The 26,227-nt window shown below is 67.5% G+C and carries 21 protein-coding genes; 7 read left to right on the top strand and 14 right to left on the bottom strand.

Going from position 1 to position 26,227, the window contains the following annotated elements; all coding sequences use genetic code 11:
* The first annotated feature begins 56 nt into the window (after positions 1-56).
* Positions 57-518, top strand: coding sequence for a universal stress protein (locus tag DOS48_RS25530; protein ID WP_127118408.1), 462 nt, complete (start codon positions 57-59; stop codon positions 516-518).
* A gap of 34 nt (positions 519-552) precedes the next feature.
* Here DOS48_RS25530 and DOS48_RS25535 read toward each other — a convergent pair whose 3' ends face one another.
* Positions 553-1,284, bottom strand: a complete 732-nt coding sequence (locus tag DOS48_RS25535; RefSeq protein ID WP_127118409.1) for a sugar phosphate isomerase/epimerase — start codon at positions 1,282-1,284, stop codon at positions 553-555.
* A 79-nt stretch (positions 1,285-1,363) separates the two neighbouring features.
* Complete coding sequence (locus tag DOS48_RS25540; protein ID WP_127118410.1) at positions 1,364-2,371, bottom strand: NAD-dependent epimerase/dehydratase family protein; 1,008 nt, start codon at positions 2,369-2,371, stop codon at positions 1,364-1,366.
* Between the two features lie 91 nt (positions 2,372-2,462).
* Between DOS48_RS25540 and DOS48_RS25545 the strand changes: the two genes are divergently transcribed.
* Positions 2,463-3,560, top strand: a complete 1,098-nt coding sequence (locus DOS48_RS25545; RefSeq protein WP_244629342.1) for a Gfo/Idh/MocA family protein — start codon at positions 2,463-2,465, stop codon at positions 3,558-3,560.
* A gap of 38 nt (positions 3,561-3,598) precedes the next feature.
* Here the strand turns inward: DOS48_RS25545 and DOS48_RS25550 are convergent, their stop codons facing one another.
* From DOS48_RS25550 to DOS48_RS25580, 7 genes are read right to left on the bottom strand one after another with little or no spacing between them, the layout of a single operon-like run.
* Positions 3,599-4,570: an aldo/keto reductase gene (locus DOS48_RS25550; RefSeq protein WP_127118411.1), complete on the bottom strand. Its 972-nt coding sequence runs from the start codon at positions 4,568-4,570 to the stop codon at positions 3,599-3,601.
* A gap of 46 nt (positions 4,571-4,616) precedes the next feature.
* Positions 4,617-5,546 carry an NAD(P)-dependent oxidoreductase gene (locus tag DOS48_RS25555; protein ID WP_127118412.1) on the bottom strand — a complete coding sequence of 310 codons (930 nt, stop codon included), beginning with the start codon at positions 5,544-5,546 and terminating at the stop codon, positions 4,617-4,619.
* A 45-nt stretch (positions 5,547-5,591) separates the two neighbouring features.
* Positions 5,592-6,692: an oligopeptide/dipeptide ABC transporter ATP-binding protein gene (locus DOS48_RS25560; protein WP_127118413.1), complete on the bottom strand. Its 1,101-nt coding sequence runs from the start codon at positions 6,690-6,692 to the stop codon at positions 5,592-5,594.
* A complete protein-coding gene (locus DOS48_RS25565; protein WP_127118414.1) occupies positions 6,689-7,780 on the bottom strand; it encodes an ABC transporter ATP-binding protein in 1,092 nt (363 codons plus the stop codon). Before DOS48_RS25565 ends, DOS48_RS25560 begins: the two co-directional genes overlap by 4 nt.
* Positions 7,781-8,797, bottom strand: coding sequence for an ABC transporter permease (locus DOS48_RS25570; RefSeq protein WP_127118415.1), 1,017 nt, complete (start codon positions 8,795-8,797; stop codon positions 7,781-7,783).
* Complete coding sequence (locus tag DOS48_RS25575; protein WP_127118416.1) at positions 8,784-9,788, bottom strand: ABC transporter permease; 1,005 nt, start codon at positions 9,786-9,788, stop codon at positions 8,784-8,786. Before DOS48_RS25575 ends, DOS48_RS25570 begins: the two co-directional genes overlap by 14 nt.
* 21 nt (positions 9,789-9,809) lie before the next feature.
* Positions 9,810-11,576, bottom strand: a complete 1,767-nt coding sequence (locus tag DOS48_RS25580) for an ABC transporter substrate-binding protein (RefSeq protein WP_127118417.1) — start codon at positions 11,574-11,576, stop codon at positions 9,810-9,812.
* Positions 11,577-11,783: 207 nt separating this feature from the next.
* On the opposite strand from DOS48_RS25580, the gene DOS48_RS25585 reads away from it, so the two are divergent.
* Genes DOS48_RS25585 through DOS48_RS25595 form a run of 3 tightly spaced genes read left to right on the top strand, consistent with a single transcriptional unit; the run spans position 11,784 to position 17,081 of the window.
* Positions 11,784-13,109 (top strand): hypothetical protein, encoded by a 1,326-nt coding sequence (locus DOS48_RS25585; protein ID WP_127118418.1) that lies wholly within the window; start codon positions 11,784-11,786, stop codon positions 13,107-13,109.
* A 1-nt stretch (position 13,110) separates the two neighbouring features.
* Positions 13,111-14,817: a CRTAC1 family protein gene (locus DOS48_RS25590; RefSeq protein ID WP_127118419.1), complete on the top strand. Its 1,707-nt coding sequence runs from the start codon at positions 13,111-13,113 to the stop codon at positions 14,815-14,817.
* 32 nt (positions 14,818-14,849) lie between these two features.
* Positions 14,850-17,081, top strand: coding sequence for a glycoside hydrolase family 3 N-terminal domain-containing protein (locus tag DOS48_RS25595; RefSeq protein ID WP_244629343.1), 2,232 nt, complete (start codon positions 14,850-14,852; stop codon positions 17,079-17,081).
* Here the strand turns inward: DOS48_RS25595 and DOS48_RS25600 are convergent.
* Together DOS48_RS25600 and DOS48_RS25605 are read right to left on the bottom strand one after the other, a co-directional pair.
* A complete protein-coding gene (locus DOS48_RS25600; protein WP_127118420.1) occupies positions 17,072-18,154 on the bottom strand; it encodes a TrmB family transcriptional regulator in 1,083 nt (360 codons plus the stop codon). The two genes, DOS48_RS25595 and DOS48_RS25600, sit on opposite strands and share 10 nt — an antisense overlap.
* A gap of 924 nt (positions 18,155-19,078) precedes the next feature.
* Positions 19,079-20,371 (bottom strand): DNA double-strand break repair nuclease NurA, encoded by a 1,293-nt coding sequence (locus tag DOS48_RS25605; RefSeq protein ID WP_127118421.1) that lies wholly within the window; start codon positions 20,369-20,371, stop codon positions 19,079-19,081.
* A gap of 211 nt (positions 20,372-20,582) precedes the next feature.
* Here DOS48_RS25605 and DOS48_RS25610 point away from each other — a divergent pair, with 211 nt between their 5' ends.
* Positions 20,583-22,505 carry a methyl-accepting chemotaxis protein gene (locus tag DOS48_RS25610; RefSeq protein WP_127118422.1) on the top strand — a complete coding sequence of 641 codons (1,923 nt, stop codon included), beginning with the start codon at positions 20,583-20,585 and terminating at the stop codon, positions 22,503-22,505.
* 13 nt (positions 22,506-22,518) lie between these two features.
* On the opposite strand, the gene DOS48_RS25615 is transcribed toward DOS48_RS25610, so the two are convergent.
* The 3 genes from DOS48_RS25615 to DOS48_RS25625 all read right to left on the bottom strand — a co-directional run bounded on the left by DOS48_RS25615 (position 22,519) and on the right by DOS48_RS25625 (position 24,983).
* Positions 22,519-22,950, bottom strand: coding sequence for a hypothetical protein (locus tag DOS48_RS25615; RefSeq protein WP_127118423.1), 432 nt, complete (start codon positions 22,948-22,950; stop codon positions 22,519-22,521).
* Positions 22,950-23,456: a DUF2240 family protein gene (locus DOS48_RS25620; protein WP_127118424.1), complete on the bottom strand. Its 507-nt coding sequence runs from the start codon at positions 23,454-23,456 to the stop codon at positions 22,950-22,952. Before DOS48_RS25620 ends, DOS48_RS25615 begins: the two co-directional genes overlap by 1 nt.
* 69 nt (positions 23,457-23,525) lie before the next feature.
* Complete coding sequence (locus tag DOS48_RS25625) at positions 23,526-24,983, bottom strand: Na+/H+ antiporter NhaC family protein (protein WP_127118425.1); 1,458 nt, start codon at positions 24,981-24,983, stop codon at positions 23,526-23,528.
* 227 nt (positions 24,984-25,210) lie between these two features.
* On the opposite strand from DOS48_RS25625, the gene DOS48_RS25630 reads away from it, so the two are divergent.
* Positions 25,211-26,197: a GTPase gene (locus DOS48_RS25630; RefSeq protein ID WP_127118426.1), complete on the top strand. Its 987-nt coding sequence runs from the start codon at positions 25,211-25,213 to the stop codon at positions 26,195-26,197.
* The last annotated feature ends 30 nt before the right edge of the window (positions 26,198-26,227 follow it).

Below are 26,227 nucleotides of genomic sequence, written 5' to 3' on the forward strand. Positions count from 1 at the left end.
CGTGAGCCGCCGACTGCGCCGGTAATTTTTATATCCAGAAGGGAGTTGCATCGAGTATGGAACGTGGGCTCGTGAGCCTCAGAGAGTCGGCTGCACATCGTGACCTGCTCGCCGAGGCGGTGAGTTGTGCCGCGGGCAGCGACGGTGACCTCGCGGTCTTGTGGCACTTAGACGACGACCAGTACGAGGAGGACGTACAGACCCTAGAGGCGGTCGGGCGGATCGAGAACGTCGAGTACGACCACTCGACTATCGTCGAGGGAGCCGCCGAGGACGCGCAGGCGTTCGTCGAGTCCGTGGCGGGCGAGGCGGACCTCGACGTGCGGATAATCGTCGGCGTGGGCTCCGAGACGGCCCAGGCCGAACAGATACTGGAGACGGCCGACGAGTACGGCTGCGACCACGTGTTCGTCGTCGGCAACGCTCGGTCGCCGACCGGGAAGGCCGTCTTCGGCGACACCGCACAGCAGGTCATTCTCGGCTTCGACGGCTTCACGACGACGAAACTGGCGGAGTGAGCGGCGGGAGCCGACGCGAGCCGGAGTCGCCGAGTCAGGCGTGGTCGTCGACGACGGCGGCCGCGTGTTCGAGCGTCTCGTACGAGTCGGCGCCGTCTTCGGCCTCGTAGATGAGCCACTCGACGCCGTGTTCGGAGACCGCGTCGACGGTTCGCGCCAACGGGAGGTCGCCGGTACCGACGGTGACGGTCTCGCCGCTCGCAGCGTCGTAGTCTTTGAGATGGACGAGCGAGATGCGGTCCGCGTGCGCCGAGAGGTACGCGAGCGGGTCCTGGCCGGCCGCACCGGCCCACCCTACGTCCAGTTCCAAGCCGACGCCGTCGGCCGCCTCGATGAGGTGTGTCAGCGCGGGTCGCCCGTCGAGTTCAACGAACTCCTGATCGTGGTTGTGGTAGTGAACGCGGATGTCGTGGGACGCGAGCGCGTCGGCCGCGGCGGTGAGTCGGTCGGCGGCCGCCTCGACCGCGGTGACCGACGCGAAGTGTTCGGGGTCGAGCCACGGGACCACCACGTCGCGACAGCCGAGTTCGCGGGCGGTCGCCGCGACCCCCTCTGGGTCGGCCTCGATGGCGTCGAGGCCGACGTGCATCCCGGCACACGACAGGTCGGCGTCCGCGAGCGTCGTCGCGAGCGCGGCCGGGTCGGCGTCGTCGAGGCCGGCGAACTCGACGCCGGCAAACGGCGTGGCGCCGACACGGTCGAGGACCGCCGGGAGGGAGTCGTCGACGTCGCGTAAACTGTAAAGCTGGAAGCCGAATTGCGTCATAGCTGACGATCAGCCCACCGGACCATAATTCATCCGACTGGTCGCCGTCCGCGGTAGCGGGCGGTCGGCGAACCGCCGCTCAGGCGAGGTCGTCGACGAACGCCGCCGTCGCGTCCCGCCACGCCGAGACGACCGCGTCGTACTCGGGGTCCGCGTCCCACGCCGTGACCGCGTCGTCGGCCTCGAGCCGCGCGACGGTCCGGGACACCCCTTCTTCCCAAGAGACGGTCTGTCGGTAGCCGAGGTCGCGTTCGGCCTTCGTCGTGTCGAACACCGTCGAAAACTGGAAGTGGTCGGCGAGCGGCGCCGTCCGGTCGGGAAGCGCCTCGCGGAGCGCGTCGGTGGGGACGTGGACGAGGTCCGGCTCCGGCGCGTCCAGCGCCCTCGCGGCGCGCCGATGGTACTGGTTCCAGGTCATCGGCTCGGTCGCCGTCACGTGGTAGGCCTCGCCGACGGCCTCCTGATTGCCGACCGCCGCGACGAACGCGCCGGCGACATCGTCGCGATGGCACGGCCCCCACACCGAGGTGCCGTCACCGTGAACCACGATCGGCTTCCCCTTCCTGAGCCGGTCGACGTACGTCTCGGTGGAGAGCGTGTCGATGAGCCCCCCGCTGCCGCCGTAGGTGTGCCACGGGCGGATGATCGTCGCCGGGAAGCCGCGCGTCCGGGCGGCCTCGAACAGTCGGTCCTCGCAGGCCGCCTTCTCCGCGCCGTACTCGCTCACCGGGGGGGCGCGGGCGGCGCGCTCGCGGATCGGCATCGTCGCGACCGGCCGGTGGTAGACGTCGACTGTGCTACAGAAGACGTACTGGTCGACGCGGCCGGCGAACACGTCGATGGCCGTCTCGACGTCCGCGGGGTCGAACCCGACCATGTCGATCACACAGCCGAGCGCGAGTTCGTCGCGAGCGCGCTCCAGCGCGGCGCGGTCCGTGCGGTCTCCCGTCAGGCGGTCGACCGACGCCGGGAGGTCGGCCTCGGTCTCGCCGCGGGTGAACACCGTCACGTCGTGGCCGGCCGCGACCGCCTGTCGGGTGATTGCCGTGCTGATGAGCCCCGTCCCGCCGACGATGAGTACCTGCATATGCCACGCCGACGGACGCCCGCGGTATATCTGTATGGCATTCCCCGTTCGAAAGGACTTTGCCCCGGTTTATCATGGGTATTCGTAACTCGTGACGACACACACCGTTGCCGTCATCGGCGCTGGACCGGACCCGGAGAACCCGTCCGTCGACGGGTACGCGATGGGGTATCGACACGCGGAGGCGTTCGAGAGCGACCCCCGATGCGAACTCGTCGGCGTCGCCGACATCGTCCCGGAAAACGGCGCTGCGTTCGCGGACGCGTTCGAACTCCCGGACGGGGCCGTCTACGAGTCGGCCGAAGCGCTGCTCGCCGGGCTTGCTCCCGACATCGTCACCGTCGCGGTACCCCCGGCGGTGCACCACGACGTGGTGGTCGACTGCGCCCGGAGCGGCGCGGTGACCGCGATCCACTGCGAGAAGCCGATGGCCACCTCGTGGACCGACGCTCAGTCGATGGTCCAGGAGTGCTGGCGGCGCGACGTACAGCTCACGTTCAACCGACAGCGGCGGTTCGGGAAGCCGTTCGTGGAGGCCAAGCGACTGCTCGACGAGGGGGAGATAGGCGACCTGCGACGAGTCGAGATTACGTGGGGCGACTTCTACGACACGGGCGCTCACACGATCGATCTGGCCGGGATGTTCAACGACGACCGGGGCGCCGAGTGGGTGCTGGCCGCACTGGAGTACGGCGACGAGGACGTGCGGTTCGGCACGCATCAGGAGAACCAGATGTGGGCGCAGTGGCGATACGAGAACGGCGTCTACGGCGTCCTCTCCGGCGGCGAGGGCAGCGACATCGCCGACGCCTCGTTCGTCCTTCGCGGCACCGGCGGGGAGATCCGAATCGACGTCGACGACGGCCCGATGCTCGCGGTCAGCCACGGCGGCGAGCGCCGGACCGTCGACGTCGACGGCGAGACGATGCACGCGACCGGCGACGAGGGGGACCGATACGGGTCGGCGTTCCACGACCGGGCGGCCACCGAGGTCGTCGACGCGCTCGAAGCGGGCCGCGAGCCGACCATCAGCGGCCGGACCGGGCTCAACACGACGGAGGTCATCTTCGGCGGGTACGAGTCGGTCCGGCGGACCGGCCGCGTCGACTTTCCGGTCGACGTGCCGGACCACCCGCTGGAGGCGATGGTGGAGTCGGGTCGGCTCACCCCGTCACCGACCGACGAGTAAGCGGACGAAGCGGGCGGCGGGCGGCGCGGCGACCTCCCCTACTCGTGTCCGATGATCGGCTGCGGCTCGTACGGCGCTTCGAGGTACGCCATGTCGGAGTCGGAGATGTCGATTTCGACCGCCTCGGCCGCCTCTTCGAGGTGTTCGACGCTCGTGGTGCCGACGATGGGCGCGGTCACCCAGTCTTTGTGGAGGAGCCACGCCAGCGACAACTGGGCCATCGAGACGCCGTAGTCGGCGGCCAGTTCCTGGAGGCGCTCGTTGACCTCGCGCCCGCCGCCCGCGCCGTACTCGGGCGTCGGGTTGTGGTGGTTCTCGGGGTCGCCGCGGGTGGTCGACTGCAGGTCGTCGAGCGGCCGGGTGAGGTACCCCTGGCCGAGCGGCCCCCACGGGATGACGCCGATGTTCTCCTTCTCACAGAGCGGGAGCATCTCTCGTTCCTCCTCGCGGTAGGCCAGGTGGTAGTGGTTCTGCATCGTCGCGAACTGTTCGAGCCCGTTCGCGCGCGCCGTCTCCTGTGCCCGCGCGAGCTGGTGTGCCCACATCGAGGAGGCGCCGATGTTGCGGACCTCGCCGCGACGGACCGCGTCGTCGAGCGTCCGAAGCGTCTCCTCGATCGGGGTTTCGTCGTCCCAGCGGTGGATCTGCAGGAGGTCGACGGCGTCCATCCCGAGGCGGTCCAGCGAGTCGGCCAGTTCCTGTTCGATGGCCTTCCGCGAGAGCCCGCTTCGGTTCGGTCCCTCCTCGACGGGGAAAAACACCTTCGTGGCGACGGCCTGCTCGGCCCGGTCGCGCTCGTCGAGCGCCCGGCCGAGGATCTCCTCGCTGTCGCCGGCGGAGTACGCGTTCGCCGTATCGAAAAAGTTGATCCCCAACTCGACCGCCCGGTCGATGATCTCGCGGGAGTCCGCCTCGTCGAGCATCCACGGCTCCTCGTCGCCGAAACTCATGCAGCCGAGACCGATGCGACTCACTTCCGTTCCGGTCGCTCCTAAGGTCGTGTACTCCATACGCAAGACTCGCGTGGCGGCCGGCAAAAAGCCACCGACCTCGCGGTCAGGGCGCGTCGAAGTCGGGGCCGTCGACGGCCGACTCGCTCCGCCAACTGTGGCTCGGCGCCCAGTCGAGCAGCGCCGCCGACTTCGCCATCGAGAACGCGGCGTCGTCGCCCGACAGCGAACACGGTTCGGGGACCGACCCCAGAAGCGCCGCGAACAGGTCGGCCGTGTCCTCGCCGAGGTAGTTCTCCGCCGCGTGACAGTGGACGGCCTCGTGGCCGTCGATGTCGACTTCGAGGGTCCTCGCGATCTGGTCGGCGAGGTCGCGAACGTCGACGTACGACCAGTAGTTGCCGGGGCCGCCGCCGACCGCGCCCTCGGGGTCCGCCCGCAGCGCCGCGAGGTCGAACGACTCCCGGAGGTCGGTGACGAAGTACTCGCCGGGGTACTGGACCCACGACGGGCGGATCGAGACGACGGAGATGCCGTCGCGCCGGACGACGGCCTTCGCGGTCTCCTCCCCGGTGACCTTCGAGAGCCCGTACGGGTCCGCGGGACGGAGCGGATGCGTCTCCTCGACCGGCAGGGCGTCCGGGGCCCGTACCTCCTCGGCGAACGGGAAGCCGTAGGCCGACTCGCTGGAGGTCCACGTCACGTCGGCGCCGACCCGACCGGCCGCGTTCAACACGTTGTACGTGCTGAGCACGTTGTTCCGGTAGACGCGTTCCCCGGCGTGGTTCAGGGGGTCCGGGATCGCGGCGAGGTGGACGACCGCGTCCGGGTCGACGGAGAGCATGAGGTCGGTGGTCTCGCCGGCGTCGACGAGGTCGACGGCGCGGAAGTCCACGCCGTCCGGGGGCGTCCCGACCGGCAGTTCGCGGTCGACGGCGACGATGTCGAACGATTCCGCCGCGAGTCGGTCGACGACCCATCGGCCGGCCCCGCCGAGCGCGCCGGTGACGACGAGCGTCGCTGTGTCTGATCCCATACGAATTTCTCGACGACGACGGAAAAAAAGGTGGCGTTGCGGCCCTCAGTCTTCGAGGACCGGGCTGTCCCAGTACTCGTGGTCCGGATCGCCGCGGAAGCAGGCGCTCTTGTGGCCCCCCTCCGGCCCGCGCAGCGCTGGTGCGGCCGCCTGGCACGCCTCGCGCGCCTCCGGACAGCGCGTGTGGAACCGACAGCCGCTCGGCGGGTTGACCGGGTCGGGGATGTCGATTTTCCGCATGGGCGGTTCGCTCGCGCCGGCGGAGTCGAGCGCGAGGTCCGGCGTCGCCCACCGGAGGACGTTCGTGTACGGGTGGCCCGGATTCTCGATGAGGTCCTCGGCCGGGCCGACCTCCACGAGCTCGCCGAGGTACATCACGCCGATGCGCCCGTCGCCGTGCTCGGCGAAGTACCGCGCGTTCGAGAGGTCGTGCGAGATGAACACGAAGGAGGTGTTGAAATCCTCCTGTAGATCCAGCATGAGGTCCATCATCTCCACGCGCAACGAGACGTCGAGCGCGCTGATGGCCTCGTCCGCGAGGATCAGGTCGGGGTTCATCAACAGGGCGCGAGAGAGCGCGACCCGCTGTTTCTCGCCGCCGCTGAGCTGGTGCGGATACCGGTCGGCGAAGTCGGACGCCGGGTTCATCCCGACGCGTTCGAGCAGCGAGAAGATCCGCTCTCGCCGCTCGCTGAGACCGACCTCCGGGTGCGTCAGCTTGATCGGTTGCGAGAGGATCTCGACTATCTTCTGGTTCGGATTCAGCGAGCTACCGGGATCCTGGTGGATGATCTGGAGCGACGACCGGATCTCGTCGAACGGGATGTCGACGTCACCGCGCCCGTCTTTGGCCTCCCAGATGTCCTGTCCCCGGTAGCGGACGGAGCCGCCGGTGGGGCGCTGGAGGCCGATGCTCGTCTTGCCGAGGGTGGACTTCCCGCACCCGCTCTCGCCGACGAGGGCGATCACGTCGTTCTCCTCGATGTCGAGCGAGATGCCGTCGACGGCTCTCACGACGTCCGGCTCCTCGAAGAACTCGAAGACCCCCTGTTCTTTCTCGAAGTGGACCTCGACGTTGTCGAGCGAGACGAGCGGCTCCTCGTCTTGGGCGGTGGCCGCCGCCTCGCGCGTGTCGGGGTGGCTCATCGATCGCCCTCCGAGCCGGCGCCGGTGGCCGTCGGGTCCTTCGCCTCGAAGTTGAGCGTGATCGACTCGCGCGCCTCCTCCCAGCGGTGACAGGCCGTGCTGTGGCCCGCCCCGGTGTCGTAGAAGTCGGGGTCGACGTCGCGGCACTCCTCGGTCGCGAGCGGACAGCGCGGGGCGTACGAACAGCCCGAGGGCACGTTGATCGGCGCCGGGCTCTGCCCCTCGATGGCGCGCATCTCTTCGAGCGGCGCGTCGAGGTTCGGCGTGGAGTTGAGCAACGCACGCGTGTACGGGTGCCCCGAGTTGCCGATGAGCTGGTCGCGCGGCGCGACCTCGATGAGGTCGAAGGCGTACATCACCGCCATCCGGTCGGCCAGCGCGGCCACCAGCGGCAGGTCGTGCGTGATGAACACCATCGTCAGGTCGTACTTCTCCTGTAGCTCCTGGAGGAGCATCAAGATGGACCGCTGCATCAACAGGTCGAGCGCGGCCGTCGGCTCGTCCATCACGAGCACGTCCGGTTCGAGGACGAGCGAGAGGGCGATGAGCGCCCGCTGGGTCATCCCGCCCGAAAGCTCGTGCGGGTACGAGTCGAGCACCCGGTCCGGGTCGAGATACAGGTCTGAGAGCAGCTCGCGGGCGAACTCTAACCCCTCGGTGACGTGGGCGTCGTGGGCCTTCAGCGTCTCCTTGAAGTGCCCCCCGATCTTCATCGTCGGGTTGAACGAGCTCATCGCACCCTGGAACACCATTGCGACCTCCTCCCAGCGGAACTGTCGCAGCTCCTCGTCGCTGAGCTCTAAGACGTCGATGGTCGTCCCGTCCGGGCGGTGATACAGCACCTCACCGGAGAGCCGTCCGGGGTCGGGAATCGCGTCGAGCATCGCCGAGGCGAGCATCGACTTCCCGCTCCCGCTCTCGCCGACGACGCCGACGACCTCGTTGCGCTCTATCGAGACGCTCACGTCGTCTAAGACGTACGACTCGCCGTTGTCGTAGGTGACTTTGGCGTTTCGCATCTCGATTATCGGATCGGTCGCCGTCGACGGGTCGCCGTACTCTCTGTCCATTGTCGTGTTCTGCGCCATTTACAGCACCTCCGTCACAGTGTCTTCGTCGTCTTCGGCCGTCGATTTCGACTCGCCGGCCATCCGCGTCCGGACGCGGGGGTTGAACACGCGGTCTAACCCCTGTCCGAGCAGGATGAGTCCGAGCGAGAGCCCCATGATCGCGGCCATCGGGGCCAAGAGCCAGTGGGCGGCCTCCAACGAGAAGAGCGCCCCGCCGCTGTACGCGAAGTTGAGCGTCACCCCCCAGTTTTGCGTCGAGTAGGGCAACACGCCGAGGAAGTAGAGCCCGACCGACGCGAACATGACGTAGCGCGCGGCGAACACGAAGTTGACCGTCACGTACGGCATCAGGTTCGGGATGACGTCTTTGATGATGATGCGCGGCGTGCTGATACCCATCGTCCGAGAGGCTTCGACGTAGTTGTTCTCCCGGATCGTGAGCACCTGCGACCGGAGCGACCGACCGAGGCCGGCCCAGTAGCTAATGTTGATGATGACGCCCAACAGAACCGGGTTCTCGGGATTGAGCGTCACCGCGAGGATGATGACGAGCGGCAGCCCCGGAATCGCCATCACGAGGTCCGAGAAGGACATGAGCCCGCGGTCGACGCTGCCGCCCTTGTACCCGGCGACCGTGCCGATGATGACCGCGATGACCGTCGCCCAGACCGCGCCCGCGGTGATCATGATGAGGATGCTCGGCGTCGAGTGGATGATGAGCGCCATCAGGTCGGTCCCCGAGGCCGTCGTCCCCAGCGGGTAGTTCATGTTCTCGAACAGCGTGAGGTAGCGGGGCGCCTGGCTCGTCGACGGCTCTCGCCACAGTCCGAGGACCGCGACGAGCCCCATCAGGATGTACACGCCGATGATCAACAGCCCGAAGCGCGTCCGCCAGTCGGACCACGCGATCACGGCGGGCGTCCGTATCTGGGCCTCGTAGATCTCTTTGAGCCGCTCTTTCCGCGTGACGTCGGCCGACGAACCGCTGTCGCTTCGCCAGTCGACGCTCGTCGTTTCCGTTTCAGTAGGCTTCATCTGACTCACCTGCGCTGATCCGCGGGTCGATCCGGCTGTACGTCAGGTCGGCGATGAACACGCCCACGACGAGCGCCACGGTGATGACGAGGAACGTCCCCATCATCAGCGGGTAGTCGTTGGCGTTGAGCGCCGTGATCATGTAGTAGCCGAGCCCGGTGTACGAGAAGATCTGCTCTAAGATGACGGTCCCGCCGAGACGGAAGCCGAGCAGGAGCAGGAACCCCGTGTACATCGGGAGGATGGCGTTCCGCGCGACGTATCGCGTCGCGATACGGCGGTCGGAGAGCCCGCGGAGCCGCGCCACCTGTACGTAGTCGTTGCCCAGTACCTGGATGCTGTTCCCGCGCATCGCGAGCGCCTGACCGCCGGCGGCGCCCAGCGTGTACGAGACGATGGGCAGGATGCTGTGTTTCAGCGCGCTGACGAGGAACGGCACCCCGAGGCTGCGTTCGACGCTGTTGCTGACCGTGCCCGCCGTCGGGAGCCACCCGAGCTGGTAGGCGAAGATGTACAGCGCGATGACCGCGACGACGTAGAACGGGAGCGACATCAGCGAGATGGAGACGCCGGTGACCAGCTGGTCGAAGCGGCTCCCCTCCCAGTACGCCTGCAGCGACCCGATGAAGATGCCGATGACGAAGACCAGAATCGTCGAGACGAGCACGACGAACACGGTCCACGGCGCGGCCTTGGCTATCACCGCCACCACGGGCTCACCGAGCGAGATGGACTCGCCGAGGTTGCCCTGGAACAGCGCGAGCATGTAGTCGATGTACTGCTGCCACAGCGGTTCGTTGGGCCGGATGTTCTGGAGGTTCGCGATTCTCGCGTCGACCTCGTCGGCCGGCACCCCCTGTCGCAGCAGTTGCGCGCGCAGCAGCGTGAACGGACCGCCGGGCAGGAGCCGAACTAGCCCGAACGTCAGCGACGCTACGAGGAAGACCGTGACGAACACTCTGGCGGTCCGCCGCACGTAGTAGTTGACCATTGCGTATTCGAGCTCGTGTGATTACTGCTTTGCGCCCAGCTTGCCCTGCTTCGGGAGCCAGTGCGAGGGCCACTTGACGCCGCGAGCGGGGTCGTCTTCGCCGGCGACGTTCCACTCGGCGTCGGTGAGCCACGACTGGTCGACCTTGGCGACGAGGCTCAACACCGGGATGTTCTGGTTGTGGTGCCACGCGACGCGCTTGACCGTCTCTTCGACGGCCGCCTCGTCCTGCGACGTTGCGACCGAGGTGATCTCTTCGAGGGGGTCGAGCGTCATCTCGCCGGAGCCGTCCATCGCGGGGACGGTGTGTTCGCCCTCGGGGAAGTTGTGGCCGCCGTCGATGTCCGGGATCTTCATCTGCCAGCGCAGCGGGAAGTACGGGAACGACGAGCGGGCGCCGCCGGGAAGCCAGTAGAAGGCGCCCATCGTGAAGTTGGACTCGATGTAGGCGCCGAAGTAGTCGCCCTGCGGGAGCGAGTTGATCTCGAAGTCGAACCCGAAGGAGTTGAGCTGGTCGACGACCGTGTTGGTCGCCGTCGTCCAGTCGGTCCAGCCGGCCGGGGTGATGTAGCTGCCGCCGAGCGCGTTGCCGTCGCCGTCTTGCCACGTGCCGTCGGACTTGGTGTAGCCGGCCTCGCGGAGCAGCGAGGCGGCCTTCTCTGTGTTGGACGCGTTCGGACCGTACCCCTCGAAGCTGTCGAGGTCGTCGCCGAGCCACGTCTCCTGGTCTTCCGGCGGGATGCCGGTGACCTTCGGTGCGGGGGTTTTCGTCCGCGGCCCCGAGTTGTCGGCGACCTGCTGGCGGTTGATCACGTGTGCGATAGCCTGTCGAACCTTCCGTTTGCCGAAGTCCTCGTCGTCGTGGTTGAAAATGGCGCCGTACCCCCACTTGGCCGGGAGCTGAACCTCCTCGACGCGGTCCGGGAAGTTGGCGACGATGGTCGGCGGGGTAAACAGACTGGAGACGACGTCGAGTTCACCGCCCAGCAGTCCCTGCTGGAGCGCGGTGTTGTCGGTGCGGGTGAGCAGCTCGTACGTGTTGTAATTGACGTTGTCGGCGGCGTGGAAGTTCTCGTTGCGGCGCAGCGTCCAGCCCTGATCGCTTTTCGACTCGAACGAGAACGGGCCGTTGCCGTGGATGTCTTCTTCCCACTTGAACTGCTGGACGGCCGAGGCCTCCTGATCGAGGAACTTCTCGTAAACCGGCTGATACGCGTGAATCCGGAGGTCGCCGTTCGCCAGCGTGTGTTTGATGATCTGCGGGTTCGTCGGATCGCTCAGGTTCAACACGACCGTCTTGTCGTCGTCGCCCTGCTCGACGCTCTCGACGTAGTCCCAGAGCGTGGCGCCCGTCTTCTGCATCAGCTTGAACTGCGTGATGACGTCGCCGGCCGTCACGTCGTCGCCGGTGTCCCACGCGAGGTCGTCGCGCAGCGTGAGCGTCACGGTCGTCCCGTCGAACGACCAGTCGGAGAGGCCCGCAAGTTCGAACTCCTGCGTCGTGAAGTTGTACGCGGCGAAGCGCTCGAAGAGGTGGTTCCCGGCGATCCAGTCGTAGTTCTGGGTCGCCATCGGGTTCACGTGCATGTTCGTCGGAACCCCGTTGTTGGTCGCCCCGACGAGGGTCGTGTCGACGACGCCCGATCCACCGGTGCCGTCGCTCCCGTCGCTTCCGTCGCTCCCGTCGCTTCCGTCGCCACCGCCACCGCCGCTGCTGTCGGTACAGCCGGCGAGGGCTGCGGCACCCGACGCGCCGGTGAGCGTCACGAAGTGCCGTCGGCTAATCATATCGCTATAGTTGTCGGTAGGGTCTGACATTGAACAGTGAAATCGTTCTCTCATCTATTATTAAATGTTATGGTAAATGGTCTATCATCGCAGACACAGCCACCTGTACGACGAGACGAGAGGGCAGCGTAGACGGGGGATCGCGCTCTCGCGCCGGAGATCGGTCGCAACAAAAGAATTAACCCGTGAGATTCGGTATCATGAATAATGCGATCAGATAAGCCGCAGGACCTTCCTCGCCGGAGTTTCGTCCGCGCCGCCGTCGCCATCGGCGGGACGAGCGCCCTTTCGGCGTGCCTCGAAACGGAGCAGGACCAACTCGGTGAGGTCGGTGGCGCCGCCGAGACGACGGCGGCGGACGCCGACGGCCCGACGTTTCCCAGAGGCGACCTGTCGGCCGTCCCGGCCGGCCAGCACCGGTGGGGAGAGTGGCTGGTGCGCGACGCACACGGGAACACCGTGCCGCCACAACAGCTCGTGGCGATCGGTCTCACCTACGAGGGGTCGGCCCCGCCGACCGACGACGAGCGAGCCGGCGTCGAAGCGTCCCTGCAACTGCTCGAACGGGCGTTCCAGTGGGGGACTGGCGGGAACGCCGGCGCGAGTTTCCACCGCGGGCTCCTGTTTATGCTCGGCTACGCGCCGTCGTACTTCGACCGGGTCGGCGACGTGCCCGAGGGGCTCCCGACGCCGGAGTCGGTCTTGGAGGCCCTCGGCGAGGACCCCGCACGCGCGGACGACTACGACGCGGTGTTGATCCTCACGAGCGACATCGGCTCCATCCTCCTCTCGGCGGAGGAGGCGCTTTTCGGCGGGCTCGACGAACTCAACGGGCTGCCGGTCGAGTCGACGTTCGAGGGAGTCTTCTCGAAGGCGGGCCGGCACGTCGGCTACGTCGGCAAGGGGCTGCCGGCGGACAAGCTCGACCACGAGGGGATTCCGGAGAACGCCCCGCTGTCGATGGGGTATAAATCCGGGTTCCGCGACAACCTCCCGAGCGAGGACCGCGTCACCATCGACGAGGGACCGATGGCCGGCGGGACGACCATCGCCTCCTCGACGCTCCGGATCGATCTGGACCGCTGGTACGAGCAAGGTCAGGAGGAACGGACCGCGGAGATGTTCTGTCCGGCACACGACCCGGACGACATCGGGACGACCGGCGACAAGCTCGGCGGGGACAGCGGCGTCACCGAGGCGGACGTCGAGAACATCGACCGCCACGCCGAGGAGTACGACCGCGTCGGCCACACCCAGAAGGTCGCTCGCGCACGCGACGACGACTTCGAGGCCCGGATCCTCCGCCGGACCGAGGGGGTCGCCGACACCGTCCGCGACGGGGCCGGCTTCCAGTTCAACTCGGTCCAGAAGTCGATGACCGACTTCGTCGAGACGCGGAAAGCGATGGACCCGGAGGAGTACGACCACGACGTGGCGGCCGACGCCCACGGCATCGACGACTACCTGGAGACGCTCCGCCGCGGCAGTTACCTCGCGCCGCCGCGCGAGAAGCGCGCGCTCCCGGTGATCTGAGATGCGGGACGGTGGACGCGCCGTCCTCGTGGCCCTGCTCCTCGTCCTCGCCGGCTGTTCGGCGGGGGGCGCGTTCGGGACGGGCGGCGACGACGCGGGCCGGGAGCCGGCCCGACTGCAGTTCGAAGACGCGACGGCGGCGTCGGGGCTCTCGTACGAGGCGACCGGCACCGGCGTCGGCAGCGGGAACTCGGGCGTCTACGTCGCCGACGTGAACCGCGACTCGTGGCCGGACATCCTCGCCACCGGCGGGGCGGAGCCGGCGCTGTTCGTCAACGACGGCGGGACGTTCACACGGCGGGAGGCGCTGCCGGGCGTCCCCGGCGAGATCAAAAGCGCCGCGTTCGTCGACGTCGAGGGCGACGGCTGGCCCGACCTGCTTCTGTTCGGCAAAGACGGGACGGTCCGGGCGTACCACAACGACGAGGGGACCTTCGAGCCGACCGACTACGGCATCGGGACCCTCTCGTACCCGCTCGGCGCGACGGCCGCCGACTACGACGGCGACGGCGACCAGGACCTGTTCGTCTACCAGTCGGGGTCCTGGCGCGAGTCGAAGCCGGCGGGCTACTTCAACCTCAACACGACCGTCGACACCGACAACGGGCACCCGAACTACCTCTACGAGAACGTCAACGGGTCGTTCGAGCGCGTCCGGACGGACGACATCGGAGGCGACCACTGGAGCCTGGCGGCGAGTTTCGCCGACCTGACCGGCGACGGCCGCCCCGACATCCACGTCGCCAATGACTACAACGACGACACGCTCTACGTCAACCGCGGCGGCGGGTCGTTCGAGCGCCGGTCGCTCGGCGGGTCGACGGCGCGGAACGGGATGGCCTCCGAGGTGGCCGACGTGACGGGCGACGGGCGGCCGGACGTGTTCGTCTCGAACATCTGGTTCCCGGATTTACAGGCGAACATGGAGCCCGAGCGCTACGACCGGCTGAAACGGCTCTTGGAGTTCGTGATCCACTCCAGCCGGACGAAGGGGAACACGCTGCTCGTCGGGCAGGGCGACGGCACGTTCACTGATCAGGCCGACGGCCTCGGCGTCCGCCGGGGCGGGTGGGGGTGGGCCGCGAGCATGACCGACTTCGACAACGACGGCGACCGCGACCTGGTCCACACGACCCAACACGTCATCAGAGTCGACCGGGAGGACCCCGTCTACACCTACCCAATGGCGTTCCAGTCGAACCGGAGCGCCGCCGGCGACGACGGCGCGTTCACGCGCGTGAACAAGACGGTAAACGGGATGCGAGAGACCGACGGCCGGGGGTTAGCCACCCTCGATTACGACCGCGACGGGGCACAGGAGCTCGTCGTCGCGACGTACGACGACCCGTTCGTCGTCTACGACAACGCCGGGACCGGCGACCGCAACAGCGTCCAGTTCCGCGTCGTCGACGACGCCGGCGCGACCGCGCTCGGCGCCGAGGTGACCGTGACGGCCGACGGCGAGCAGACGGGAGAACAGAAGATCCACCAGACGGACAACACGGACTACCTCTCGCAGGACTCGCGGGTCGAACACGTCGGCGTCGGCGACGCGGAGACGGTGTCGCTGCGCGTCGTCTGGCCCGACGGCACCGAACGCCGGTTCGAGGACGTCGACGCGAACCAGCGGTTCCGGATAGCCGAGTCCGGGATCGTCGCGGTGTCGTCCACGGCGGCCGAGGGGTCGGCCGATCCCGACTCATCATAAATTATAAATCGCCTTAGCGGTCTTCTTTCGGTATGCAGTCGAGTAGCAAGCAGCCGCTATATAAAGACGATACTGTCACTCTCACGAAGCGCGTCGACGACCTTCTGGAGAGGATGACACTCGAAGAGAAGGCCGGGCAGCTCGTCGGGACGTGGGCCGGGCAGCTCAGCGAGTTCAAGTCGGTCGACGACGTCGCCGACGAGGTCCGGGAACACGGGGTCGGCGCCGTCGCGTCGTTCGGGTGGGGCGGTGCGGTCGACATGCGGCTGGACGACATCGTGGAGAACGTAAACCGGCTCCAGGAGGTCGCCCTCTCGGAGACCCGCCTCGGGATTCCGCTGCTGTTCAACGTCGACGCCGTCCACGGTCACGCCTACGTGGCCGAGGGGACGGCGTTCCCGAACGGGCTCGGCGTCGGCGCGACGTGGGACGCGGACAGGGCGGAACAGGCCGCCGCCGTCACCGCGACCGAGGTCCGGCGATCCGGCGCACACCAGAACTACTCGCCGACCTGTGACGTGGCCCGCGACCCCCGGTGGGGGCGCGCGTTCGAGACGTTCGGCGAGAGCCCGTACCTCTGCGGGAAGCTGGCGGCGGGGAAGGTACGCGGGTATCAGGGAGACGGCATCGAGGAGCGAGACTCGGTCATCGCGACGGCGAAGCACTTCCCGGCGTACAGCGAGCCCGCGCGCGGCGAGGACGCCGCGCCGGTCGAGGTGTCCGAGTACGTGCTGCGGAACGTCTTCCTCCCGTCGTTCTTCGAGGCGCTCGACGAGGACGTCGAGTCGGTGATGCCGTGTTACAACGCCATCGACGGCGAACCGGCGCACGGCTCGCGCCGGTACCTCACCGACCTGCTCCGGGGGACGCTCGGCTTCGACGGGACCATCGTCTCCGACTGGAGCGGCGTCCAGATGCTCCACGGCGACCACAAGATAACCGAGGACCACCGCGGCTCGGTCCGACAGACGCGCGATGCGGGACTCGACATCGCGTCCGTGGACGCGGTCGACCACGCCGAGCATCTCGTGTCCTTAGTCGAGGAGGGCGAGCTCGCCGAGGCGACCGTCGACGAGAGCGTCAGGCGCGTCCTCGAACAGAAGTTCCGTCTCGGCCTGTTCGAAGACGCCTTCGTCGACCTCACCGAGGCGCGCGACGTCGTCGGCGCGGACCCGCACCGCGAGGCGTCGCTCGACGCGGCCCGCGAGTCGATGACGCTCCTGAAGAACGACGACCTGCTCCCGCTCGACGGCGACGAGGACGTGTTGGTCGCCGGCCCGAACGCCGACGAACCGGTCCACCAGCTCGGCGGGTGGAGCGTCCCCGACGCCGAGGGCACGGACATCGTGACGGTGCGCGACGGCATCGGCGCGGTCACGGACGGCGAGGTCGTCTACGAACGGGGCGCGACCATGAACGACGAGCTCGACGTCGACGCAGCCGTGGAGGCGGCCGCCGACGTCGACGTGGCCGTCGTCGCGGTCGGCGAGCCGTGGTACCTCCACGAGTTCGGCCCGTCGGTGGACACCGGCACCGAACCCGACGAGTTCCCCAACCGCCACTCGCTCGCGCTCCCCGACGCGCAGCGCGACCTCGTTGAGGCCATCCACGAGACGGGGACGCCCGTCGTCGGCGTGTTGGTCACCGGCCGGCCGCTCATCCTCGACTGGATGGCCGAGCACGTGCCGGCGCTGCTCATGGCGTACTACCCCGGAACGATGGGCGGGCGGGCCGTCGCCGAGACGCTGTTCGGCGAGAACGAGCCCGGCGGCCGGCTCCCGATTTCGATTCCGAGATCCGAGGGCCACCTGCCGACCCGGTTCAACCACTTCCCGCACCCGACACCGATCGGGCAGGACGAACACCCCTCGTCGTACGACCCCCTCTTCGAGTTCGGACACGGACTCAGCTACGCCGAGTTCGAGTACGGCGAGGCGACGCTCGACGCCTCGACCATCGGCCCTCACGAGACGACGACCCTGCAGGTCCCGGTCGAGAACGTGAGCGACCGAGCCGGCACCGAGGTCGTCCAGGTGTACGTCACCGACCACGCCAGCGCCACGGTGACCCCGGTCCGCGAGCTCCGCGGCTTCGAGCGCGTCTCGCTCGACGCCGGGGAAGCGACCACGGTGGAGGTCAAGCTCGACGCGGCGTCGTTCGGCCGGGTTGACGACGACGGCGTCCGCCAGACGGACGCCGGCGAGTACACGGTTCGCGTCGGCGAGCAGACGGTCGAGCTGCGCGTCGAAACGACCTACAACTGAGCGTCGCCGTCGAAGGCGATCGCTTCGAGCGTTATCTTCTGCGCTTCGAGGTCCTCGAAGACGGCCCCCCAGCCGCCGACGGACAGCTCTTCGGAGCCCGTGTCCAGCCACACGATGGAGTACGTCGAGAGCCGTTCGAGCGACGGGGTGTGGTTCGTGAAGATGTCCGGGTAGTAGACGTTCGTGACCGTGCCGGTGACGGTTCGGAAGGCCCTCGTCTCCACGTCGAGCCCGTCGATGGTCACGGCGATGCTCGCGCCGGCGTGGTACAGCGCGCTCACGTCGCGGATGAACTCCTTCAGGCTGATGTACGTCTTCGGCAGCTGCTGGTTCGACGACAGCGGCTCCCACGAGTACCAGAGGCAGGTCTGAAAGTACCAGTGGTTGATAAAGGAGAGAATGTTGTCGTGGATCAGAATGCCGTAGTTCTCCTCGGCGCGCGAGTTCGGCGCGAAGTAGGTGCGGCTCCGGTCGAGGACGGCGAGGAACGGCCCCGGAATCTTGACGACGCGCATCTCCAAGTTCGGCCCCGAAAGCTCCCACTCCGCGCTCCGCTCGGCGATGTCTGGCTCGTAGTAGACGGCGACGTGAACGATCACGTCGCGGTCGGCGGCCGCCTGCAGGTCGGCTCGGAGCGACTCGAACTGGTCTGCGGTCAAGGCGAGCTCGACGGCCACGTCGGCCTCGCGGACCTGCGTTCGGACGTGCTCTAACACCGTTTCGGCGTGTTTGACGACCCCGACGCGGTGGTCTTTGAGATCCGGCTGCTCCCACCGCTCTTCGAGTTCCTCGGCGGCGTCGGTAAAGAGGTTGCCGCGCTCCCGCAGGTGCGAGAGGATGTCGACCGGGTCGGACGGCTCCGCGTGCAGTCGGTCTTGATCGATGGTCTCGACGAACCCCTTGGTCTCTAACGACCGAAGCGTCTCGTACACCTGTGAGGTCGGGACGCTGGACTTCTTGGCCACGTCGACGGCCGGCAGACGCCCGTGGTCGACGAGCGTCAGGTACGCATCGGCCTCGTACCCCGTGAGGTCGGCGTTTTCCAGCGCCCGTTTGAGTGTGTCCCGGTCCATACACACGCCTCGGACGCATCGTATGAATTTCTATCGCACTATCGCAAGAACACATATGAATTCGTATATGAACTATCGAAGGAAGTAGCCGGCTACTAACAAAGTAGTTGACGTGATGGTATTCAACGGTAAACTGCGCTCAAGCGACTCCAGAGGGCTTCAAAGTGGTAAAAAGAAATAGCCGGTAGTAGACAAACACAAAATCCGACACGAAGCGATGAGTATGTAGACACCGAATAAATATATTCTACAGAAAGTCAAGGCCCGAGACACGCCGGTAGCGCGGGTCTCCTCGCCGGTTTGGGTCGGCAGACAGAACGCCTCGCACGTCGCAGCGGTGTCTCGTAACCATAACAACAGTACGTCTGTTATGTTTACTCCGAACGGCGACGCGCGGATTCGTCGAGTTGGCGGCTGTAGTAACGCGGTTCGTGATGAGTTCGGTTATTAAATTCACCCGACTATTTCAATATTATACTAGAAAAAATATGTTTTAAATAGGCGAGTAACCGACAGCACCGTCGAAGTCGGTTGTACGCGTTATACGGATGAATGGTGACTCTAAGCCGATACTCGGTCCGATCGACCCGAATCAAATCGTTCATCCAATGTAGTCAAAGAAAGCAGCAATAAAACATATTTGAGGGCATAGTATGTGTAGAAGCAAACAAAATAACACACTTATTTAAATTTATGCAGCATATATCTGATTCTTCTTGGCTCAAAAAGCCGATCGCAAGTTCGAAGACTCATCTGATTTGAATACATATCAGAATGAGTAAAATATCGATGCTACACGGCGACGACTCCGACACGCGACCCCGGCGATAGCGTCCTCACTAGATCGAGCGAGCGCGACGCGCGGTCGGCGACGAGCGCGGTCGTCTCCCGAGTCGCGAGATGCGACCGGGGCTGTCGCCGGTCTCAGTACCGCTCTTTGTCCCAGCGGAGGTCGTCGTACGTCGCCTGCTGGTCGCTGTCGAACCGCTCTTCGAACTTCCGGCGGAGCGCGGCCTTTTCGGTGGCGGCGATGCGCGCCAGTTCGTCCGCCTTCGCGACCGCTTCCGGCGGGCCGCGAGTCGTCGCGACTTCGGCGAGCAGCTGCCGGGTGAGCCGGTCGCGTGTCTCGCCGTCGCGCGTGAACGCGTACGGGGCTTCGAGCTTGTAGGTCACGTCGGTCCGCGGGTCGTACACGACCGCGAAGGTGGGCTCGTACAGTTCGGGGGCCAACTCGCGGTCGATCCCCAGCGCGTCGCCGTCGGCCGCCATCGTCGCGTCGGCGCCGCCGCGGCTGTGGAACCACGTCGTGAAGGTGAGCGCGTCGTCGAGGCGGTCGCCGCGCCGGGGCGTACGGGGCTGCTCGGCCGGGTCGTCGGCCTCCCGGTCCGGCGGCTCGCGTCGCTCCAAGAGCCGGGTGAACAGCGCGGTGTCGTCGGGCCACGGCGGCTCGACGCCCTTGTTCGCCAGCGAGCGCACGATCGTGCCGCTGGAGGGGTTCTTCACGAAGCCGGCGAGGGGAACGTCGCGCTCGACGAACCGCTCGACGAGGCGGACGTACTTCTCGACGACGGCGCGGGGTTTCGCCTCGCGGGCGAGCGCGCCGAGTTCGGGGTTGCGATCCTCCCACGTGAACAGCTCCTTCGGGTATATCGGGCCGTCGAGGACGAGCAGGTCGTCCACCCGGTCGGCGTGGTCGAGCGCGTGGGTTCCCTCGGCGAGGTAGAGCGCGAGCGCGTGGACGACTCCTTCGGCGTACCGGTTGACGCGGGGCGCGTGCAGCACGCGCTGGCGGGTGTGACCGTCGTCGCGCCGCCGCCAGTCGCCGTCGAAGCTCGCCGTCGAGTCGCCGGCGTGGACGGTCGCGACGATGGTGCGGTCGCGGTGTAAGTCCAGGTCGCTCGGCTCGCTCGCCATCGCGGCGTGGGCCACGTCGACGACGAGCCCATTTTTAAACGTCGTCGGGTTGATCGTGCCCGAGTCGAGCCCGTGAACCGTCTCGAACGGGCGCTCGGTGAGCGCGGCGTCGTCGATGGGGGCGACCCGTCGCTCGTGGTCGCCGACGGGCTCGATCACGACGCGGCCGTCACGGCGGAGCTCGGGGAGCCAGTCGTGCCAGACCCGCTCTGCGAGGTCGTCGTGATCGGTCGTGTCCACGTCGTTCGCGATACCGTACGCGAGCTGCGCGATGTTCTCGACGTGGATCGGATCGAGTGTCACGGCCGTATCGCGGTCCGGAGCGGTATAAAACGCGTCGGCTCGCTGAACGCGCGTCGCCCCGGAGCGAGGTGGTCGAGCGAGCAGACGACCACACCGCGGGGCCGTGACGCGGTCACACACCACGCTGATCGCGGGAAAACGGAACGCTCGCGGCTATCAGACGCAATATTTGGAGCCGGTGTTATTATATGAGCCACCGCGATGTCGAACCATGACGGAATCAACGGTAGGGGCTGCGTCCGGCGCGTCGGAGGCGTCCGGCATCGGCCAGAAGATCCGGGAGGTGGTCAGGTACATCCCCGACGGCAAGTCGATGCCCGAGGAGATGTGGGGCGGTCGGCACCGAAACATTCTGATCGCCATCGTGGTACAGGTGCCGTTCCTGGTGGCGCTCGGGCTGTACAGCGGGACCGAATCGTTCACCGGCGCGCAGATCCCCGCGACGCCGGCGTGGATGCTCGGGATGTTCGTCAGCGTCATCATCGCGACCAGCGCCTTGGCGAACGTGTCTCGGTTCGGCCGGCGGAATCGGTCTATCCTCGCCGCGTTCAGCCTGATGACGGCCTCGATGGCGCTGGTGAAACTCTCCGGCGGGTACATCGAGGCGCACTTCAGTTTCTTCGTGTTCGTCGCGGTGCTCGCCTTGTACGAGGACTGGGTGCCGTTCGCCGTCGGGGTCGCGTACGTCGCCATCGGCCACGGCGCGTTCAGCCTGATCGATTCGAGCCTCGTCTACAACCACGCCGCGGCGATCGAGAACCCGGTCATCTGGGGCGGCATCCACGCGGCCTTCGTCCTCATGCTCGTGGGCGCGCTCATGATCAACTGGTACTCGATCGAGAAGTCGCGCGAGGAGGCCCAGCGCCAGCTCGACCTCGTCGCCGAGCAGAAGGCGGAAATTCAGGATGTTGAGGAGGCGAAGGCGGAAGTCGAGAAGCGACGCGAGGAGGTCGAGTCGCTGAACGACCACCTCGAAGCGAAGGCCGACGCCTACAGCGCGGCGATGGACCGCGCGGCCGACGGTGACCTCACCGTGCGGCTGGACGCCGAAAGCGAGAGCGAAGCCATGGAGCAGATCGGCGCCGCGTTCAACGCGATGCTCGACGACATCGAGACGACGGTACAGAACGTCCAGTCGTTCGCGGGCGAGGTGTCTGCGGCCAGCGAGAAGACGGTCGCCGGCGTCGACACCGCCGAGGCGCGCAGCGAGGACGTGCGCCAGTCGATAGAGGAGATAGCCGAGGGCGCCGCGGACCAGCGCGAGATGCTCGAACAGGTCTCCGGGGAGATGAACAACCTCTCCGCGACCATCGAGGAGGTCGCGTCCTCGACGGAGAGCGTCGCGGACACCGCCCAGCAGACGGCGACGATCGCCGACGAGGGCGAAGCGACCGCGGAGGAGGCGATGGAAAGCGTCAGGGAGTCGCAGGGCGCGATAGACGAGACGGCGGAGAAGGTCCGCGTCCTCGACGAGCGGATGGAGGACATCGGCGAGATCGTCGACCTCATCAGCGACATCGCGGAGCAGACGAACCTGCTCGCGCTCAACGCCAACATCGAGGCCGCCCGCGCCGGCGGCGGAAGCGGCGGGAGCGACGGGTTCGCCGTCGTCGCCGACGAGGTCAAACAGCTCGCCGAGGAGACCCAGGAGGCCGCCGGGGAGATCGAGGAGCTCATCGCCGGCACGCAGGCGCAGACGCAGGCGACCGTCGAGGAGGTCCGGACCGCGGAAGAGCACATGGAGGCCGGCGCCGACGCGGTCGAAGACGCCGCCGACGCGTTCGAAAACGTGGCGGCCAACGCGGGCGCGACCGACGACGGCATCCGCGAGATCAGCAAGGCCACCGACGATCAGGCGGCCAGCACCGAGGAGGCGGTGTCGATGGCCGAGGAGGTCGCGGAGATCAGCCGATCGACCGCCGACGAGGCCGACGAGGTCGGCGTGGCCGCCGACGAGCAGCTCGACGCGATGTCGCAGGCGACCGCCGAGGCCAGCTCGGTCTCCGAACGGACCGAACGGCTCGGAACGCTGCTCCGGAAGTTCGACGTGTCTGGGGGGTCGGTCGGCGACCGCTCTGCGACGGGCGCGAGCGACGTGGCCGTCGGCGACGGCGGGAAGCCCGAGACGAACTGACCGGCGAGCGGCGTTACTCGCCGTTTTTCTCGGACTCGACGAGCGCTTCGAACACCGAGAGCGCCCGCTTTACCTGCGCGCCGTCCTCGACGAACACCAGCGTCCGCGGCGGGTGGACCGCCTTCGGTCGGACGCGGAGGCCGGCGTCGTCGGCTGCGGCGGCCACGAGGGCGGGCGCGTCGGGTTCGTCGGCCGCCTGCTCGCCGTCGGGCGCGTCGCGATCCGCGACGAATTCGAGCTGGAGCCGGTCCGGCTGGACGTAGGCCTCGGCGACGAGGGCCCCGTCCCGAACCACGTCGTACGCGAACGCGCCGTCGGGGGTCGGCTCGACCTCGGGGTCGGCGTCGGAAAGCGAGAACGCCCGCAGCCGCCCCTCGTTGCCGGCGATCTCCGAGGCGAGCAGTTGGCCGATCCGGACGCCGCTGGTCAGTTTATCGGCGACCATCACTCGGCCTCCGAGGGGGCGGTAGAGTCGGTCACGTCGCCGGGGTCGGTCGCGTCGGGTGCGGCCGTCAGCTCCTCGCGAACGTCGGCGGCGAGCCGGTCGACCGCGGCGCCGTGCGTCTTCGCGACGAGGACGGCGGCGGCCTCGATGCTGATCGCCAGCGCGCGCTGGCGCTCGTTTATCGCCGCCACCGCGCGCTGTTTCTCCACGCCGGCGGCGACGATGGCGTCGAGCGCCGTCTCGAAGGTGGACTGCTCGCGGAGGATGGACTCGTCCGGGACGAACCCCTCCGGGACGGTCACCGTCGCGGGGTCGAACTGCGCCCGGAGGTCGCCGTCCTCCTCGGCGACGAGCCCGCGGCCGACCGCGACGTCGACGAGGCGCTTCGCCTGGTCCGGAGAGAACCACTCCCGATCGAGCGACAGCGCGACGACGAACTCCCCTTCGCCCAACTGCTCCGTCGCGCGCTGTTTAAAAGGCGCGGCGACGGCGACCTCAAGACTCATGTGCGAATCGGGAGGCGTCGACGGCGGTAAACCTACCGGACCGGTCGTCAGTCGCTCGTGGATCGCCCGTCAGTCGCTCGTCGCGTTCGGCTTCTCGGCGGCGGGCGCTGCGGCCGCGGCCGGTGTCGCGTCAAGCGAGTACCCCGTCGCCGCCATCGCGAACAGCACGAGCGGCGAGAGGAACGCGAACAGGTAGTACGGGGCGTACTCCAGCGTCGGGACGCCGGTGACACCCGCCATGTAGACGGCGCCGGCGTGCCACGGGAACAGCGCGCCGGTCGGCGTCCCGGCGGCCTCGACCGCGCGGGACAACTGGTCGGTGTCGAGGCCGAACTCGTCGTAGGTGTTCCGGAGCGTGACGCTCGGGAGGACGATGCTCATGTACTGCTGAGCGGTGAGCGCGTTGATGACGATCGCGGAGACGCCGGTGCCGGCGACGAGCGCACCGGGGCTCCGCACGGCCGCGGTGAACTCGTGGGCGATCACCGCCAGCACGCCGGTGCGCTCCAAGATGCCGCCGAGCGCGAGCGCGGCGACGACGACCGTGATCGTCCACGCCGAGCCGGTGAGCCCGCCCGTCGCGAGCAGGTCGTTCACCAGGTCGGAGCCCGATTCCGGCGCGGTGCCGTACATGAACGTCTCCCACGCGGCGACGAAGCCGACTCCCTGGACGAGCAGGGTCGTGAGGACGCCGGCGAACACGCCGGCGACGAGGGTCGGGAGCGCGGCGTACCCGCGCAACGCGAGCCCGAAGGTGACGACGAGCGGGACGAAGGCGAGCAGCGTGATCGCGTACGTCTCGCCGAGCGCGCCCTGGATGTCGGCGATCCGACCCGCCGGAATCGCGCCGTTCGCGCGGAGTCCGAGCGCGAGAAATCCGAGCACCGCGAGCCCGAAGGCGAGCAGCGTGCCGGCCCGCATCCGCCGGATGTGCGCGTACAGGTCGGTGTTGGTGACGCCGGCGGCGAGGTTCGTGGTGTCGGAGAGCGGCGACTGCTTGTCGCCGGCGTACGCCCCCGAGAGGACGGCGCCGACCGTCATCGGTGCGGGAACGCCGAGCCCCGCGCCGATGCCGACGAAGGCGACGCCGAGGGTACCGACGGTGGTCCACGACGAGCCGATGGCGAACGCGACGACGGCGGCGACGACCGCGGCCGCCGGGAGGAACGTCGTCGGCGAGAGGACCTCCAACCCGTAGTACATCAGCGAGGGAATCGTGCCGGCGCTGACCCACGTCGCGATCAGCCCGTAGATGGTGAAGATGATCAGGATGGCCTGCAGGCCCATCACCAGGCCGTTGGCGATGCCGTCGAACAGCGCGTCCCAGTCGTAGCCGAGCCAGAGGCCGAAGGCGCCGACGAACGCGATACTCCAGAGGAGCGGCGGGTGCGGGTCTAAGCCGAGAACGGCCGAGCCGACGCCGAGGAACGCCACGACGGCGAAGATGGGGATCAGCGCCGCGGCGAAACTCGGGCGACGGTCCGGGTCAAGGTCCTCGTACGTGGTTGGCGTGAAGGATCGGGTCACGCCGCAGAATATTCTTTAGAGACATAAATATGGCCCGAATTATGCACAAAGAAGATAACAATCGATCATCGTCGTTCGCGAGGAGGGAAAGTCGGACGAGACAGCGAGCGCGGGATGGCTTTGGATTCGGTGTCGTCGCCATCCGGCGCGTCCGACCGTGTGCCGCCGTGTCGCGCGGATCGCCGAACGGACGGTCTTATACGCGTCGGTGGGTAAGGGGGGTCAACATGATATTTGAGGGCCTCCCGACGACCCCCCGCTCGGAGGAACTCGTCGACAAGGCGTTCTCGCGGGCGGCGCGCGCGGGGCGCGCCAAGCGCGGACACGAGGCGCAGGAGTCGATGCTGCGGACCGCCGGCAACGTGCTCTCGGACAACCTAGAGAACGTCGTCGTGTCGTGGCCGGACTTCGGCTTCGACGTGGACCCGTTCTACTACGAGCTCGCCGACGCCATCGTCGACGTCGACCGGCTTCGACAGGCGCTCTCACAGGTGATGTGGGCCAGCCGGCAGATAGAGAGCCTCCGCGACGAGTACACGACGAAAGTGCGTAGCTCCGACGTCGACACCGCCAGAAAACACCGCAAGCAGGCGTTCGCGCGCATGGCCGACGTGATGGACCAGATCGAGTCGGATCTGCGGTACATCGGCGACTCCCGCGACCAGTTGAAGACGCTCCCGGACATCCGCCCCGACGAGCCCGCCATCGTCATCGCCGGCTACCCCAACGTCGGGAAGTCGTCGTTCGTCAACCGCGTCACCCGCGCCTCGAACCAGATCGCGGAGTACCCGTTCACCACGAAAGACGTCCAAATCGGGCACTTCGAGCGCGACCACGTCCGGTACCAGATCGTCGACACGCCGGGCCTGCTCGACCGGCCGGAGGACGAGCGCAACGACATCGAGCGACAGGCGGTCAGCGCCCTCGAACACCTCGCTGACGTGGTCGTCTTCGTCTTGGACCCCTCCGGCGACTGCGGCTACCCCCTCGACGTCCAACTCGAACTGCGCGAGGAGGTCCGCGCGCTGTTCGGCGAGGCGGTCCCGTTCCTCACCGTCGCGAACAAACACGACCGTTTCGAGGCCGTCAAAGCGAAGGCCGTCGACGCGACGATGAGCGTCACCGAGGACGAGAACGTCGAAGCCGTCCTCGACATGGCCGTCGAGGCGGCCGCGTTCGAGCCCGACCTGCCGACGCGCGACGGCGAAGAGTAAGCGGCCGGAGGCGACCCGGCGCTGTTTTAC

The sequence above is a fragment of the Halorubrum sp. PV6 genome, assembly GCF_003990725.2.
Classification (GTDB): domain Archaea; phylum Halobacteriota; class Halobacteria; order Halobacteriales; family Haloferacaceae; genus Halorubrum.